Source organism: Bacillus sp. WC2507 (assembly GCF_052656125.1).
Genome location: NZ_JBQXPN010000001.1, coordinates 2,215,832 through 2,232,002 on the forward strand (window position 1 = coordinate 2,215,832; position 16,171 = coordinate 2,232,002).

At 32.0% G+C, this 16,171-nt stretch carries 14 protein-coding genes; 7 read left to right on the forward strand and 7 right to left on the reverse strand.

Annotated features, from left to right (window positions below):
* The first annotated feature begins 109 nt into the window (after positions 1–109).
* From ACUN28_RS11735 to ACUN28_RS11745, 3 genes are all read left to right on the forward strand, one after another.
* Positions 110–451 carry an ASCH domain-containing protein gene (locus ACUN28_RS11735; RefSeq protein WP_016086880.1) on the forward strand — a complete coding sequence of 114 codons (342 nt, stop codon included), beginning with the start codon at positions 110–112 and terminating at the stop codon, positions 449–451.
* Positions 448–843 carry an NUDIX hydrolase gene (locus ACUN28_RS11740; RefSeq protein ID WP_016086881.1) on the forward strand — a complete coding sequence of 132 codons (396 nt, stop codon included), beginning with the start codon at positions 448–450 and terminating at the stop codon, positions 841–843. Before ACUN28_RS11735 ends, ACUN28_RS11740 begins: the two co-directional genes overlap by 4 nt.
* 86 nt (positions 844–929) lie before the next feature.
* Positions 930–1,550, forward strand: coding sequence for an acetate uptake transporter (locus ACUN28_RS11745; RefSeq protein ID WP_016086882.1), 621 nt, complete (start codon positions 930–932; stop codon positions 1,548–1,550).
* Positions 1,551–2,274: 724 nt separating this feature from the next.
* On the opposite strand, the gene ACUN28_RS11750 is transcribed toward ACUN28_RS11745, so the two are convergent.
* The 3 genes from ACUN28_RS11750 to ACUN28_RS11760 all read right to left on the reverse strand — a co-directional run bounded on the left by ACUN28_RS11750 (position 2,275) and on the right by ACUN28_RS11760 (position 4,898).
* Positions 2,275–2,550, reverse strand: a complete 276-nt coding sequence (locus ACUN28_RS11750; protein ID WP_001176332.1) for a hypothetical protein — start codon at positions 2,548–2,550, stop codon at positions 2,275–2,277.
* Positions 2,551–2,696: 146 nt separating this feature from the next.
* Positions 2,697–3,227 carry a hypothetical protein gene (locus ACUN28_RS11755; RefSeq protein WP_445423379.1) on the reverse strand — a complete coding sequence of 177 codons (531 nt, stop codon included), beginning with the start codon at positions 3,225–3,227 and terminating at the stop codon, positions 2,697–2,699.
* Positions 3,228–3,836: 609 nt separating this feature from the next.
* Positions 3,837–4,898 (reverse strand): toll/interleukin-1 receptor domain-containing protein, encoded by a 1,062-nt coding sequence (locus ACUN28_RS11760; RefSeq protein ID WP_445423380.1) that lies wholly within the window; start codon positions 4,896–4,898, stop codon positions 3,837–3,839.
* A 534-nt stretch (positions 4,899–5,432) separates the two neighbouring features.
* Here ACUN28_RS11760 and ACUN28_RS11765 point away from each other — a divergent pair.
* Positions 5,433–6,200, forward strand: coding sequence for a hypothetical protein (locus ACUN28_RS11765; protein ID WP_445423381.1), 768 nt, complete (start codon positions 5,433–5,435; stop codon positions 6,198–6,200).
* A gap of 409 nt (positions 6,201–6,609) precedes the next feature.
* Here the strand turns inward: ACUN28_RS11765 and ACUN28_RS11770 are convergent, their stop codons facing one another.
* Complete coding sequence (locus tag ACUN28_RS11770) at positions 6,610–6,756, reverse strand: hypothetical protein (protein WP_445423382.1); 147 nt, start codon at positions 6,754–6,756, stop codon at positions 6,610–6,612.
* Positions 6,757–7,093: 337 nt separating this feature from the next.
* Between ACUN28_RS11770 and ACUN28_RS11775 the strand changes: the two genes are divergently transcribed.
* The 3 genes from ACUN28_RS11775 to ACUN28_RS11785 all read left to right on the forward strand — a co-directional run bounded on the left by ACUN28_RS11775 (position 7,094) and on the right by ACUN28_RS11785 (position 11,355).
* Entirely contained in the window at positions 7,094–7,486 is a 393-nt protein-coding gene (locus ACUN28_RS11775) for a hypothetical protein (RefSeq protein ID WP_445423383.1), read from the forward strand.
* 465 nt (positions 7,487–7,951) lie between these two features.
* The gene (locus tag ACUN28_RS11780) at positions 7,952–10,369 is read left to right on the forward strand and encodes an ATP-binding protein (RefSeq protein WP_445423384.1); all 2,418 of its coding nucleotides are present in this window, start codon (positions 7,952–7,954) and stop codon (positions 10,367–10,369) included.
* 20 nt (positions 10,370–10,389) lie between these two features.
* Complete coding sequence (locus ACUN28_RS11785) at positions 10,390–11,355, forward strand: toll/interleukin-1 receptor domain-containing protein (protein ID WP_445423385.1); 966 nt, start codon at positions 10,390–10,392, stop codon at positions 11,353–11,355.
* 541 nt (positions 11,356–11,896) lie between these two features.
* Here the strand turns inward: ACUN28_RS11785 and ACUN28_RS11790 are convergent.
* The 3 genes from ACUN28_RS11790 to ACUN28_RS11800 form a co-directional block, all read right to left on the reverse strand.
* Positions 11,897–13,051 (reverse strand): zinc-ribbon domain-containing protein, encoded by a 1,155-nt coding sequence (locus ACUN28_RS11790; protein ID WP_445423386.1) that lies wholly within the window; start codon positions 13,049–13,051, stop codon positions 11,897–11,899.
* Positions 13,052–13,535: 484 nt separating this feature from the next.
* Entirely contained in the window at positions 13,536–14,018 is a 483-nt protein-coding gene (locus tag ACUN28_RS11795) for a hypothetical protein (RefSeq protein ID WP_061183427.1), read from the reverse strand.
* On the reverse strand, positions 13,987–16,164 hold the full coding sequence (locus tag ACUN28_RS11800; protein ID WP_445423387.1) for a site-specific integrase: 2,178 nt from the start codon (positions 16,162–16,164) through the stop codon (positions 13,987–13,989). Before ACUN28_RS11800 ends, ACUN28_RS11795 begins: the two co-directional genes overlap by 32 nt.
* Positions 16,165–16,171: the final 7 nt, after the last annotated feature.

Below are 16,171 nucleotides of genomic sequence, written 5' to 3' on the forward strand. Positions count from 1 at the left end.
AATGGATATGGAACATTATATGCAACTTGAAATAAGGCGAACTGTGTTGTATGACTTAGTAAGATGTAAGTATGTTAGTAGGGAAAATGAATAAAGGGGAGTGGAATGAATGAGATACGAAATGGGGTTATATAATAAACCTTTTCAGTCAATTCAATCAGAAAAAAAGGTATATGAAGTACGCTTATACGATACGAAGCGTCAACTTATAAAACAAGGCGATGAAATTGTATTTACGAACCTTACGACAGCAGAAACGATGGCTGTAAAAGTAACGGAAGTAAAGCGATACAAAAGCTTTAAAGAAATGTACGAGCAAATTGATAAAAAATTTTTGGATTGTGAAAATGATAGTTTAGAGGAGATGCTAGAAAGTACATACAAAATATATACGAAAGAACAAGAAAAAAAGTGGGGAACAGTTGCCATTGGTATTGAGGTAATAAAATGATAAGAAATCGCGGCGGGGCTATCATTGTGCAGGAAGGGAAAATTGCTCTAATAAAACGTATTCGAGAAGGTGAAACATATTATGTTTTTCCAGGCGGAGGAATTGAAGAAGGAGAAACACCTGAAGAAGCAACGAAGCGAGAAATTTATGAAGAATTAGGGGTACATATAAAAGTAGAGCATCTAATTGCAAAGGTGGAGTTTAAATGTACGGAGTATTATTTTAATGCCCATATTATAGATGGAGTTTTCGGAAGTGGTAAAGCTGAAGAATTCGAACTGAAAGATAGAGGGAGTTATATTCCGTTGTGGTTGCCGATACACGAGTTGGAAAAAGTGAATATAAAACCGTATGAAGTGGTAGGAAGTATATTCAATCATTATAAAATATAAGGTCTGACAACATACAAAAAAAACCATTGACATAGTCTTCTGATTTAAGTATTGTATTCGAGTATGTTTATAATCAGGAGGTTTATATGAGCAATCAAACTACTACACATCATGTGAAAATGACAACAGCAGATCCATCTGGAATTGGTCTATTTGGATTAGCGATGGTAACACTTGTAGCATCATCTCAAAAGTTAGGCTTAACAGATGGCGTTTCACTTGTATTACCGTGGGCAATCTTTTTAGGAGGGTTTGCACAAATCTTTGCTTGCATTCACGATGCAAAGCATAACAATACGTTCGGTACAACAGCATTCGGTGCGTACGGCCTATTTTGGCTAGGTGTTGGAATGACTTGGTTAATTCAACTTGGAGTATTTGGCGAAAAATTAGCACAAGCTGCAGATTCAAAACAGCTTGGTATAGCCTTTATCGGATATTTGATTTTCACAATCTTTATGACAATTGGTGCAATGGAAACACATAAAGTATTATTTATGATTTTCGTCCTTATTGATTTCTTATTTATTGGTCTTTCATTAAGTACTTTAGGTGTTATGCCGCACGCAATGCATAATTTAGCAGCATATTCTGAACTTCTTATTTCATTATTATCTTTCTATGGTTCAGCAGCAGCAGTGTTAAATACACACTTCGGAAAAGTTGTTTTACCAGTTGGAAAACCGTTTGGTATTTTTAAAAAGTAATAAAAAAGCACAGATGATTGTATATTTTACTGAAAGAAAATAAATATGAAGTTTAAAGCTAAATCTAGCAATGAATACATGTTGTTAAACAATTATATGATAATAAAATAGGAGTGGGGGATCCACTCCTATTATCACGACATGTTTTTTGTTTTTTATTACGACAATTAGTAATAAAAATCATAAAAAATAAGCGTATCCGGCAAAGTGTTGATACGCCTTAAAACTACATTATTAAACAACCTGCATCGTCGTGTAGTATATGGGGATCAAGCTAAAGTTTTATTACATCTCCAGAACGAAATTTTTAGGCTTTCTTGTAACGAAAAAGCTTATTTATCATTTCGGGGGGTGACCTGTTTTCTTAGGTTGATGACAATGTGGCGGTACCCCATGCCCATCAAGCTAAAGTTTTATTACACCCCCAGAACAAAATTTTTAGGCTTTCTTGTAACGAAAAAGCTTATTTATCGTTTTGGGGGTGACCTGTTTTCTTAGGCTGATGGCAATCGGGCGGTACCCTAATACTTCAGAAGGAAAAGAAGAGTTTGAATCCTTTAACGTACAGGGTGTTCCATATATCATTGTAAAAGATCATGAAAATAACACTCAAAAATTAATTCTTGGATTCAGTACTCAATCATTAGAAGAGGCTATTTTATAATAATCATCCAACAACATGAAAAAGAAACGAACATTTTTGTTCGTTTCTTTTTCATGGTATTTAATGCTCAAGAAAACTTATAACTGCATAAGTATATAGAACGACTAGAGCAAAGGCACATATTCCCATAATTATAATCGCTAGTGCGCTTTTCTCTTGTCTAAACCCTATAATTCCAAGAATAAATGCACTCAACATTGTTACCTTAAGCATTGTAGAAAGGTTGGGAATTGAATATCCACTCAACCAGGTAGAGAAACTTACAATTACGGAAAAAGAGAACAAAGTTAGAACAATTGATAATATATTAATGTGCTTCCCATACTTCAGTTGCATTTCACTACCCCCTTTTCTTTTCATTAGTGAATAATAGGTAGGTGACTATATTTTTATTTTATTCTAAACTTTCTTGAAAATCCACCATAAAAGAAGGGGTTGTCCCAAAAGTCGCTGAATAGTTACTTTTAGGCAACCTCTTTTCTTTATTTTTTACTTTCCTCTAGTTTAGAGATACTTGCTTCTTTTTCAGGTAACGTATCAACAAAATCCTTTTGAGATTTTAATAGGTCAGATTGTTGTATCCAAGCCATAAGATCATCTAAAGATTTACGGGCTTCTTTTACATCGCCAGTAATATCATTCATGTTCAACTTATTAAATGTAGCTAAAAATTCTTGTTGAATCTGACCTTGCAATGCATTGGCTTGCTTTGTTAATTCTTTATTTTCATCACTTTTTGCCTTTTGAACATTATTCATAGCTTTCCCGATTTCATGCTTATCAAAAGCATCTTGCGCTTTCTTTAAATTTTCGGTTTGTTCTAACTTACTTTTAATCTTCTTATCATCCTTCAACTTCAAAGCCTCTTGATAATTCTTTATAGCTTCGCTATATTTTTTATCCTTAATGTTCTTATCAGCTTTTGATGTATAATCTTCAAAGGAATTACTACTACAAGCTGCCAGTAGCAAGATGAATGCTAGAATCGACCCATAAAACTTAACATTTTTCATAGAACCTATGCCTCCTCTTCTATATACATATACTTATAATATTACAATTTCTGTAAAAACAAAAGAGATACATATGTTATCAATTTGATAAATATTCTATTGGAGGCATTATGTATCATTTATTATCTTTTTCGGTAGACTGAATATATTCAAAGAAATCCGGTGGTTCTTTCATTGCTTCTTTTTTTAATTTTTCAAGTTCTTCAGGTTCATGCGGAGACAATCTTTCTAGTAGGGGTACCCCCCATCACCATCAAGCTAAGAAATGCAAATACCTCAAAACGAAAAAATGAGCATTTTGTTACAAGTTAGTACAAAATTTCGTTCTGAGGGCACTATAAAATTTTAGCTTGATGGGCATGGGATTCTACCACATGCCCATTAACTAAAGAATTCAGAATTACCCAATAATGAAAAAATGAACCTTTTTTACAAGTTATCATAAAATTTTGGGTTTTGTGTCCTAAAAATGTATTAGAGTATGTTTTTCGCGAAATTTTGGTGGGGCCTTATTCAGTTTTTCTTTTCACTGTAAAAATGCCTCTTTAGATTAAGAAATCCAAAGAGGCAAAACATCGCGTCTTTATTTAAAAGCGACAATTGACTACATTAACGCTCCGAATGTGTTATTGATTCTCCAAGAACTTTTTCCCAAAATGGTGAATATTTAAGCCCCATAAGGATATCACCGTATTCATGTTCAAACCTTTCTTCAATTACATCTTTATTAGCTTTCATAACTTGTTCTAATTCATATAATGCTTCACTAGCTTTATTTATAAGTGAATGTTCAAAATTAGGTTCCCATCCTTCATCATCAAGTACGATGTAACCCTCATTTTCTAGCTTCTCTAATGAAGCATTGTCCGCCATCGCTCCAACGAAGCCCCTTCCATTCCCTATTGATTTTTTAAAATTATTGTACAAGATACTTGGTACAAGACTTGGCAACCTTTTTAATTTTTCTTTCATATTATCAACTGCATTCATGAATGTGTCCCATTCACTCATTTTTGCAAAATCTAGTTCCCTAACTTGTTCAGCATTTTTCATACGTCTAAGTACTTTATTTTCTTCTTTAATTTGTGTTATTTCATCTTCAACTTCGTTATATGCTTCCTTATACGAATTTAGCTGCTCTCTTAACGTTTTTACTAGCTCGGGTGTTATAACCTCTTTTTGTTCCATTGTAGAAATAAAAGGAATAACCGTTTCATTATAAAACGTTCTTGCTCGTTTAACAAAACGAGGTATACTAATTTTCCCTAAATCTCTATCAGACATTGCTTGTGCAATTCTTCCTAAATCATCTTCACTCTCTAATGTAATTGATTGTACCCATGAACGATAAGGAGTATCTGCCAATGCGTTATAATCTAAAGGTGGAATAATTACGGGTACTAGCGCGTGTTGATTAACCCAAGCTGCTCCTAACTCACATATACAAAATTTACTTTCTAAAAAGTTTGGTGTAATTATAGGAAGTACAATACTGGCATTGTGCATTGCTTCTCGAATTTCTTCAATCCAGTTTCCTCCTATCGTTAATTGTTCGTCCGAGGTGAGAAAGAAATCATCTCTTGTTAAATTAAATTGACTTTGTAGCATGTCCATAAATTTTATTGCTAAATCTCCGTCTTTAGTTGAATGGCTAATAAATATTTTCTTCAACTCAATCCCCTCCTATATAGGTTAATACATGATTTATAACTGTTTTTTAAAACTTCTTATATATCAATATATAAAATTATATCATTTTATAACAGATAGTATATATTTTAATATACACTCAAGTAATTTATTATGTAGGTGTTAAAAAAAGTTTTATAAAAAACTTGTATGAAGTATTAACATACACAATTTTTGTTAGTGCCACATGCCCATAAACTTAAGAATATAAAATAACACGACGGTTAAACTTTATTTTAAATTCACAGAGATATCTATTAGTTTTTAGTAGAAAAGGAGTGCAATTGTAAGATTTTTTCTTGGTGATAGACCTCTTTTCTGTTCTACTGAAGAATAGAAAAGAGGTGCACTGCGGAAGATGGGTGTGAATTGCATACTATTTCACATTCAATATACATGTCTATGTATTGAAAAGATAAGCAAAAAGTGCGAAATCTGTTAGATGCTGGGACATAACAAAGACTTAGAAAAATATATCAGTACTTACGATAAAGAAATTGATGGGAGGGAAGCCTTTTGTTTGAATATTTATCCGAAAAAAGAAGCTTCACTATAAAGCTGGGGCAGATTATTGCACATGAGATTGTTAAAAATGGAATAATGTCGAAAGAATCGAGAAGTATTTATGATTTAAATATGATGAATCGACATGATCTAGCAGCTGTTGCACTTCGAAAAATGCCAGAGCGATATCTTGTTGGAACATATACTAGGGATAAAATCATTAAAGATATGGCAATGTATATTGATGAACGTATTCCATCCGCGTATGCGAAGTGGGGCGCAGAAGATAGTTATAAAGCTCCCTCCAGAATTACTGTTAGTGCAGATAGTTATGGATTGATTTATCATTTTGAAGAAAATCGTAAAAAAAATAATAATGCTGTTTCTACTAAAAAACAGACTTTAAAATCTACTGAAATTGAAGTGAAAATAGAAACTGAGGTTACTAAAAGTACAGATGAGCAAGTAAAAGATGCTAATTTTGTACAATTAACTCAGTATTTAAGGAAAAGCGGTGTATTTGTGGAGAAGCAGGTGTTTTGGGCTATTTTGTTTGCTGTAAATGGAATGACCATCTACATGCAAACAAAGTCAGAAGCGATTAGAAGGGCAAGTAAATATTGTAATGTAACGCAAAATTCGATTAAAGAACACATTGATAGAATGGGAATAGTAAGTGAGAGAGCTTTAAAAACAAAAAGTAACTTTGGTAAAACAACGGCCAAAGCTGAAGCGATTTCTATTAATCAGCTAAAAAAGAGATTAGCAAGAGAGAAATGAAAACTACAAAAAATAAAAACGAGGGCGATTACGTGCGCACTCGTTTTTATTTTTCTAAAGACATTTAATTATTCTATTTCTTCGTGTTCATCAATACAGAAACCGATACTGTATGCTTGGAAATAGTAATATGTGGTGATATCCCTTTAATTATTTTTAGATTCAATATTACATATTAATTACCTCTCTGTCTTTATTCCTGTGCGGTCTTCAACACATCAATTAACTCTACGAGCTCAAGGAATACTTCAATCCCCTCGTTCAGTTCAGGACTGTCTTTATGACCAACTAGCTCTAGAGATTGTTCCTTACGTTTCAATATATTCTTTGTTTTTTTATAGTTATAATTAGTTTTAAAAAATTACATAGGATCATTTATTTCAAAAAAATCACCTAGCTTCTTTATATGCTATTCTATGTTACCCTTGCCGTTCAACATATCATAAAAAGCATTTTTACTAATTTCAGTTCTCTCAATTACAAATGAATTCATTAAGTCCCTAGCTTCAATGAATACTCTTATATTTTCACCTGCGATTTTATTAATTTCACTCATTTAATTGGTCCTCCGGTATACATTATTAACTGTATAAATCACTTATCATTTTGAAGCTTTTTTAACTCTAATTTATGTTTCTTTATGTAATATGATAATTATAATTGTAGTTCACTATTTTTGATATAGGATGGTATACTGACATTTTTAGTGAAATAGAAAATCCTAATAAAATTTAATGAGAACAACTAAGAAAAAAAGAATAGAAGAACTCCTGCAAATAATTGAGAAAGAGAAAACTCTTAGGAGTCTATTGCTCTCTCCTCATAGGGTTGTATAAATCCTATTTAATCGCACACTCCATTTCTATTCATTTTTTTATTTTATGGAGGTATTTATGAACATCATAGAAAAACAAGGAATTATTACAACTGGGTTTAATGAATTCCTTACTCAACGCAATTTCAATATATTAGAAGAAATTATAACTACACATTTTACCTTTTATTTTACAAATAATAGTATAAAAGAACCTGATAATATGGATAGGGGAAGATTTGAAGACTTCATGGCGAGATACTGGCTAATGATTCATACTAATAGATGGGTTATCAATAATCTAATTGAAAAGGAAGATTATATATTTGTTGAATACACTGAATATCTAACTTATAAAGAAGCGATGGTAGAATTCCTTCCAGAAAATCCAAATATAAGAGGAACCGGGAGTATGAAAATTCATTTTATGGATGGTAAAATAGAAAAATTATATTTGGAAGTAAATTCATAATTAAATAAGCTCTTTATCCAATTGTTAATTTAGTTTAATAAGTGGCTGGAAATTGGATTCCTGAATATACAGTAATGAAATACTATAAAAAGAAAATAAATAAGTGGTGTGGAGAAATAAAAATGTAGTTGTACAAAAAGCTAAGCACAGTAAAAAAATGTGAACATTTAGCTAAGCTTATTGATTAATAAAAAGATATGAATATCATAGGTTGTAAGATTTGTGTAGAATAGAATATACTGTTAATTTTTAATTTCATATGCAATTTAATTGATATAATAGACATAGATAAAAAATCTAATTCCAGGTATCAATAGCCAACTAAGGATTTCAAGATAAGTTATGGCAGATGGCACATAACTTATCTGAATCGAGCTTACTTGATACTATTAAAGTTAGTCTCCACAGGGATTGTATTTATTACATAGCAGTTCAAATAAATTTACATAGAAAGTAGGTCAGGTTTTGATAAATGATAAATATTTCGAAATTGCACTAAATGCAAGCACAAGTAAAGTATTGAATGAATTAAAAAGTATAAAAGAATCTTCAGAGGAAAAGAAAAATGAAATCCGGCGTAGATGGATATGGGAATTAATTCAAAACGCTTCTGATTGTACGCCTAGAGACAGTAAGATTAACATATCTTTAGAAATTACGGATAATAGAATTTCCTTCAGTCATGATGGAATGCCTTTTTCATATAAAAATCTACAATCGTTAATAACTCAGGTTTCTACAAAACAACAATCTGAAGAAAAATTGACAGGAAAATTCGGTACGGGATTTATGTCTACTTTTTTATTATCGGAGATTGTGGAAATTGAAGGAACTTTTATTCGTGAAAATGGAACCTGGGCTGATATGACATTTACCATTGACCGTACTGATAAAGACTATCTTGATATTAGAAAGAAAACAGAAAAAATGTTAAGTGAGTTAGAACTTTTAAATAGTAGTACTAACGCAGCTGTGGAGAAAATAAATAAAACAAAATTCATTTACAATCTGAATGGAACCTCTGAATCAATGGCAGCGGTACATCAAGGTGCAGAAGATTTACACACAACATTACCTTATCTTTTAGCATTTAACGAAAACATTCATTCCATAAAATATAATGGTGAGACATATGAAAGAGAACAAAGCATTCTTTTATCCACTACGCCGAACATCAATATTTTCGCATTAAAAACTGGAAGTGTGGATAAAGGTGATCAGAAGCATTTATTCTTTTTAACACAAAATAACGTATCAATCGCTTGTCCTGTGAAATGTGATTTCGAGAATGGTTTATTTTCTTTTCTAACTATTCCTGAGAACATGCCAAAGTTATTTTGCAACTTCCCATTAATCGGAAGTGAAGAATACGCCTTTCCTATCATTGTAAATTCTGATCTTTTTGACGTTGAAATAGATCGTGATGCAATAAGAGATGGTAATGAGGATAATAAAAAAATAATCGAAGAAGCAGTTTCTTTATATAAAAAATTAATAGATTATTGCACTGAAAATGTTAATACTAGAAATGAATTCAATATATGTTTACTAAAAAATCAGCAATATTCTGGTTTGCAAAAGTATTGCTATGATGAAATAAAGGGTTACATAGGGAAGAAGCCCCTTATACCGATGTACAATTCTTCTAATTATCACCAAAGAAAGTCCTATTTGAACGATTCAGGAAAATGTCATATTTGTATACCTCAAGCAAAAAAAGAAGAAAATGACATTCCGTTTTGGAATTTATTCACTGATGCAGGACACAATAATATACCTACATTAGAAACCTTCTTGGGCTGGAGAAAGGTTTTTGGTGGCAGCTACTATTTGAAAAATTTCAATTCGAAGTTCGAAGGGAAAAATATTATAAAATTTAATAATTTTTTAAATGAAGAAAAAAAGGCATGTGAGTGGTTAGATAGATTTTATTCGTTATGGGTTGATGATGAAGGTATGGAACAGGTCATTAAATCAGCGTTTGTACCCGCGCAAGATAAAAATTTTCATCCTATTAATAATCTCTTTTATGATTCAAATATCAACGACGTATTAAAAGGAGTTTTATTTGAGTTAGATTCTTCTTATAAAAAGAAGCTGTTGAACCGTAATATTTCTACATTTAATTCTTATTATCAAGAAAAACCTTTGAAACTAAAAGATACAGCGTCCTGCGCTAAGGCAATCGAAAGTAAAGTGATTGCCATTCTTTCAGAAGAGACTGTTGATCAAGCAAAGCGAACAAATGAAGTACAAGCTACTTTTAATCAACTAACCGACTTCTTTTTACGGGAACCTGAATTATCCGAAGAATTCTTATCTAAGCTTTTATCTAAAAGAATGCTGTTATCTTCACCTGAAGAAACTTTACGAAGAATGACAATTGCCGAAAAAGTTGAGCGACATGGGCTAGATATAGAAGGGTTGGATGAACTTTTAAACAACCAACAACAAATCAAAAACATTCTAGCAGACCCTCAATTAAATACAGAACAAATAAGGGAATTATTAAAGCATGTTGTAACATCAACACCAGAAATGCGAAAGCATTTCAAATTCTTATTAGAAAGAAGTATTTTAAATGTCTATAATTATTTAAAAAAATCTCCACAATATAACCTTCCAGAAACCTTGGAAGAATGGCAAGCTAAAAAATATACAGAGACGATATTCCCTATTATAAAAGATCAAAAGGAACTCACAATTGTCATTCGTCCAACTGATGGTGACCAAATTATTTTTTATGGTGAAGAAGAATTAGAAGTTCTTGATAGTACGGAGTATGAGTTGTGGACGGATAACGGTATTGAACAAAAGATTATAACATTGGGTGATCTGCTCAAAACAACTGGCATCATAAAGATTCCTCTTAGAAAATTATAAAAGTCAGAGGTGGAACAATATTGAGAACAAAAGATGAAATTATACAAGCTATAAGAAATGTCGACAGAAATAATAAAAAATATATACACCCAGTTTTAACTCCTGAAAAAGCGGCTAAATATATTTCTGCTTTTTCAAATGGAAATGGGGGGGATATTATTATTGGTATACATGATGATGGGCAAACACTAAGAGTTAAAAATTATTTAGTCCCCTTTCAAATAGAAAATGCACTAAAACTTTTAAATATTAATGTAAACTATGTATTTGAACCTTTTCATTATGAAGGCAAGAAACTTTGTTATATCTCTATTGACAAATCAATGGATTTAGTCAAAGTTAATGATATTCCTTATAAAATTAACCAGGATGGAGAGTTGGTAGAAATGAAAACAAAAACAGTATTTCTTTCTTATTGTCATGCTGATGCAGACCTTGCAAATATTGTTGAGGAAAGTTTAAATAAACATGTTGATATTAGCGTGAGTAGGGACATAAACGCAACTCAATACAGAGACGATTTGGATGAATTCATGAAGACAATTAGAAGTCATGACTTTGTTGTTTCAATTGTAACTAGTAAGTATTTAGAATCTTTAAACTGTATGTATGAAATTACAGAATTGATGAAGGACTCTAATTTTAATGATAAGTTATTATTCATTATTGTTAACCAAGATGACGCTAAATATTACAAGGAACAAAATATATATGATAATTTTGAAGCAGGTATTTATAATTTTAATAAGCGTTTATCATACATCAAGTACTGGAACGATAGAGGAGAGGAAATGGAGAAAAGCATTAGAAGTGCAGACCTTCCTTCAGAAATGATTGCCGAATTTGCACTCGAAAAAAGAAAATTGATGTCTATAATTCCTTCAACAAATAGCTTTATGAGCTTATTGCAAAATAAAATAGGCAGGACATTTAAAGATATTAAAAAAAATGATTTCAAAGAAATTTTAGATGTAATTAAAGATTGATTATCGCAGATACATCTCACTTTAAATTTTTGTTTACTAATATAATAAATTTTAATCAAACAATCAATCTGAGTTACAATATATCTCTGAAGCCACCGACATCATACGAACTATTGTAAATTTGACGTTTATAAAAAAGATGCAATGTTTAAAATAAAGTCATGCTAAAATACTTATTTTACAAGGCTTTAGAAATATTTTAATCAATCTTTTTTATAAAAACCCACATCATATAAAAGACCCCCCGCATTTTGATCAACCTTTGTTCAAAATGCGGGGGTTTCTACATATAAAAACAACCTTTGCAGCACACTTTTAATCAATCCTTTTTATAAACTTACATTTGATACTAGGTAACTTTTGATAATCCACTGTTTTTGTGATTTAACTCATAAAGTTGCATATCCATAACTTTGAATAAAATTATGATTTATAAGGTCTAATATTACAAACAATCTCATTTAAAATAATCCATAAACTTTTCTGAAGCAACTTATTATATATGTTAAATTCGTGGCTTGAATGAAATTTGCTCTTGTAATTAAATATGACCCGTGAAATCATGCTCTTTCTCTATTCCAAAACGTTTAATAGCGTCCTCTATCATTTCCCTAACTTCTATATCCGTTTTGTAGTATGGTATTTCCAAAATATGTATACCTGCTTTGTTTAACATTTGACGTTTGATATTATCACGTTTCACCGTTATTTTAAAGCCTTTTTCACCATCGAATATCTCAATCGGTCTATAATGTTGTATCCCATTATATTCAATAACAAGTGTCGGTTTGCCCTTGCTGTATAAAACAAAGTCCGGTCTTAATCTCGTATGTTTCTTGAATCCTATGTCTCCGAACGAAACTTGTGTATCAAATAAAACATTATGTGATTCTAAAATTTCGGTTACAAGTTTTTCACCTGTCGACTCATTACATTTTGGACAAGCTGAGCCTTTATTTACAACATTTAAAGGTGCGGCATCCCATTCGTGACCATACGCCTTGCAACGATGCGTTATTTTTGTCCTAGCATTTACGTATGTTCCTATAACCTTAATCTTATCACCGTGTATTTCAAAAACTTCCCTAACATATCTTTCATGTGTACGCTTCATTTTCCCACCACACACTATGCAACCTTTTCCCCCTAAAATATCTGTCGGCATTGGATTCCATTCGTGGCCACACTTACATTTATGTTTTGTTTTTTCACGCGCCCCTTTATACATTCCGATAACTCGGATATTATCACCATGAACATTATAAACGCATTGTATATAATCATCTTGCGTTTTGTTCTTACCTACACATTTTGGACAACCTCTTCCTTTTAAGATGTTTGTTGGTGCTGCGCTCCAAATATTTTTACATACGTTACATTGGTGATCTGTGGTATTTCTGGCACCATTGTATGTACCGATAACTGTGATATTATCACCATGAACTTTTAAAATCTCTGCTGCATATTGTTTTTTTGTCTTTTTTCGTTCTTTACTTAAGTTTTTATTTCTACATCTTGGACAACCACTACCTCTTAAAAGGTTTATAGGTCTTACAGTCCATTCATGCGAACATTTTCTACAACGATGCATTATCTTTTTAGCGTTTGTTTCATAGTTTTCGATAACCTCGAATTCGTCCCCACGTTTTTCTAGTAGTTCCTCAACATATTCCTCATGCGTTTTACTTTTTCCCATTTCAAATACTCCTATATTCCTGATAGAGAAGGACTATTTTTTATCCTTCTACTTCATAAAGGTTGTTATCTATACTTCATTTTATATTTAAATCAAATATATCACTATTTCATAATTACTTACATTATACGATAGTTATAGAGAATAACATTTTCCTACATTGTGGCGAATACAAAGGGTCAACTATAATTGAGGTAGCAATGAAATACGCTTTTTGTTGATATTCTTGTAATCTTTCAACGATGTTGTATAGGCTTGTTAATCTAATTCTTTAATGGTTGCTTGCTAAGTATTTTTGTGACTTTCCTCATAAAGTTGCCGCTAAATGAAGCATACGCTATTTTAGCTCTAATTCATGTTTCTTTATGCAATACATTAATTGTATTCGTAGTTCATTATTTTTTTAAATAATAAACTAAATACAACCTTTGTTTACTATTTTATTATGTGAGTACAACGACAAATTATTGTTTTAATTCAATTTTTATCCCTCGTATGTCTCAAATAACTTTTTCAAATACTCTAGATTTCCTTCTGATATATATTGCTCAGCTTCTATCAAGCGTGTTGCTAATTCAGCCTTTGTTAAACGCATATACTGTTTGTACACATTCTTTAAATTTCTGTCCGGCTTTAATTGCTCGAACTTATGAAAAGTATATTTTTCATTTTCCCGATAGGGGAGATGCCTTTCTAACTCTTTTTGTTTTTTCTTATAGCTCTTACTCTTTTCTTTATAATATGCATAGAGTTCTTCATGATTTCTAATAGTGTTAAAATGAATCCCTTTACCTTGTTCATCAAGTTCTTTTGTCTTTTTAGATACATTGTGTAAGGTAACTTCTTTTCTCTCCGTAAGGAGGGTATCTATTGCCTTTTTACCTAGTTCAAAAGAGTTAACCCTTCGTTTCTCGTAATCGCTTTCTAAACCACTTTTATGTTTTTTTAATGATGAGTCTTGGCTCATTCTTCTTATCCCTCCTATACTCCTCGATTAATGCTATTTCTTTCAATTCAACTTTCGCATCATGTACCGTTTTTTTCATTTTCAAAACTTCCAGTTTGTAACCTTTTTCCTGATAATAATCTTTCGTTTTTTCTGCCCATTCTAAATAATCAAGTAATTCATGTTTTTGTTCTGGTTCAGGTATTTTAGTAGCGCACCCTACACATGCAAGTTTTGTTGGACAAATCTTGTTAGTAACACATGTACCCCCAACGGTTTTACTAAATGGTCCGCTGATCTCTCTTTGACGCTCAAAAAGAGCTTGTATCTCTTCTGGTTGTCTTAAAACGGCTTTCATCATATCAGTTGTAGTAGCCATGGACGTATGAAAATCGGATACAATATCGGCTACTTGGCTTTGGGTAGGTTGAGAGTAATATTTTGTAACGTCTAAATCCTTTTGATTAAGAATCATTGCTACGACGTCAATCGGAAGGTCTTCTGCTTGTACGGCGTGGGTCGCAAAACCATGACGTAATAAGTGCGGTTTCAACTTTACCAACTTCTTGTCTTGTGTTTCATAAATCAATCCAAAACAGATGAAGTTTAAAACACATGAAAAAGCAAGGTTTCCAAAATGTTTACCATGAAACTGAAATAAGTAAGAGTGGTCTGGTAGCGATGCACCATGGTTCTTCAAATAACGAAAATCCACTATTGGAATTGAGCCTTTATAATGTTGATCTCTTAGGTAAAAAGCAACTTCTGCTATTAAATCAAAAGTATCTTTGGTCGTATAAAAAACTGCTGGCTCATCTCTTCCTTTCGGAATAACTCTAAACATGTACGATGTTTTTACTTCATTTGTTTCTGAATCAGTGATACTTCCCTGGTCTAAACAATCAATACCAAGATGAACTTGCGCCACTTCACCTAGCCTTGCACCTGAAGACGTAAATAGATCTAGTGCTGTCGCGCCAAAAAGAGCTGTAACATACAAAGTCTCAACGTTCATTAAAATGCCCTCGGCATATTCCTGAACGTTAGTTATAAAAGTCCCTTGTGCTAGAATACCTTTATGGCTGGACTGAAAAGGTTTATTAAGCTCTTTTGAATCGTGTTCCCTATATCCATACATCTCAAATATTTTCAACCTTTCATTTATTTGTTCTTTACTTAAAGATCGGTACCAATTTCCGATTAATTGATGTTCCAAAATAGGTAAAAACCAAAAGCCTTCAGTTTCTTCTACGGGTTTACTGGTTTCATCATCTAATATTTCTGCTTTTAAAAACTCGACGAAGTATTCGTTGTTTTCATCCGAAAAAGTATCTCTTCGCGCCTTTGCATTATTAATGGTTATGGAAGAATAATTTTTACTATGTTGAAGTACGAAAGACGGTTTATCCCATAATCGAAAGGAAAAAAGCTCCTTTGATCTATCTCTGCGTTCCTCGTTTTCAATATAAGAAAATTCAAAAGGAAGAGGATATCCGTTATCTTTTACAAATTCTACAACCTCAAGATATTTCTGTCGTAAACGTCTAACTTTGTTTAAACGAAACCCACCTTCGGCACGAATTTTTATAAATTCTTTGGAAATTGCGTCTGTTTCAGACTTCCTTCTACTTTTCACAGCCTCCCTTACTGTTGTGTTAATTTTAAAATCTTTACTATCCAGGTTTGTTTTAGGGAGTAAAAAAGGATCGAACACTTCTTGTTGCGCCCTTGTCAACTTGGTCGAATGCCACTTCTGCACACTTTTTGCAACGCTTTTATACTTAGTAAAGAAATCAATTCTCTTATTATCTGAATGGGAGGGAAGAATCTCCCCTCGTAGATAATCGGACAGATGTATATCTACATCAAAATCATTAAAACTTGCTAATTTGGATTCTTGAAAGAGTTGCTTGAGACCGATATGTGTCTTTCCAAAATTTGCGTGAATAGACCTAGGGTTTAAGTTTTGATTGGATATTACCATCAACCCTAGTGCTAAGTGATTTGTAAAAGGATAACCACAACAGTTGTTTTTGAAGTAACGCAATTGCATAGGGTTAACCTTGTCCCAAAAGTAGCCTCGTTTATCCTGATAGGACAGGATATTGTCATTAACTTTTCCTTTTAAATCTTGATACCATAGTTTGCTTTCTAATTCATCAATCACATTCCCA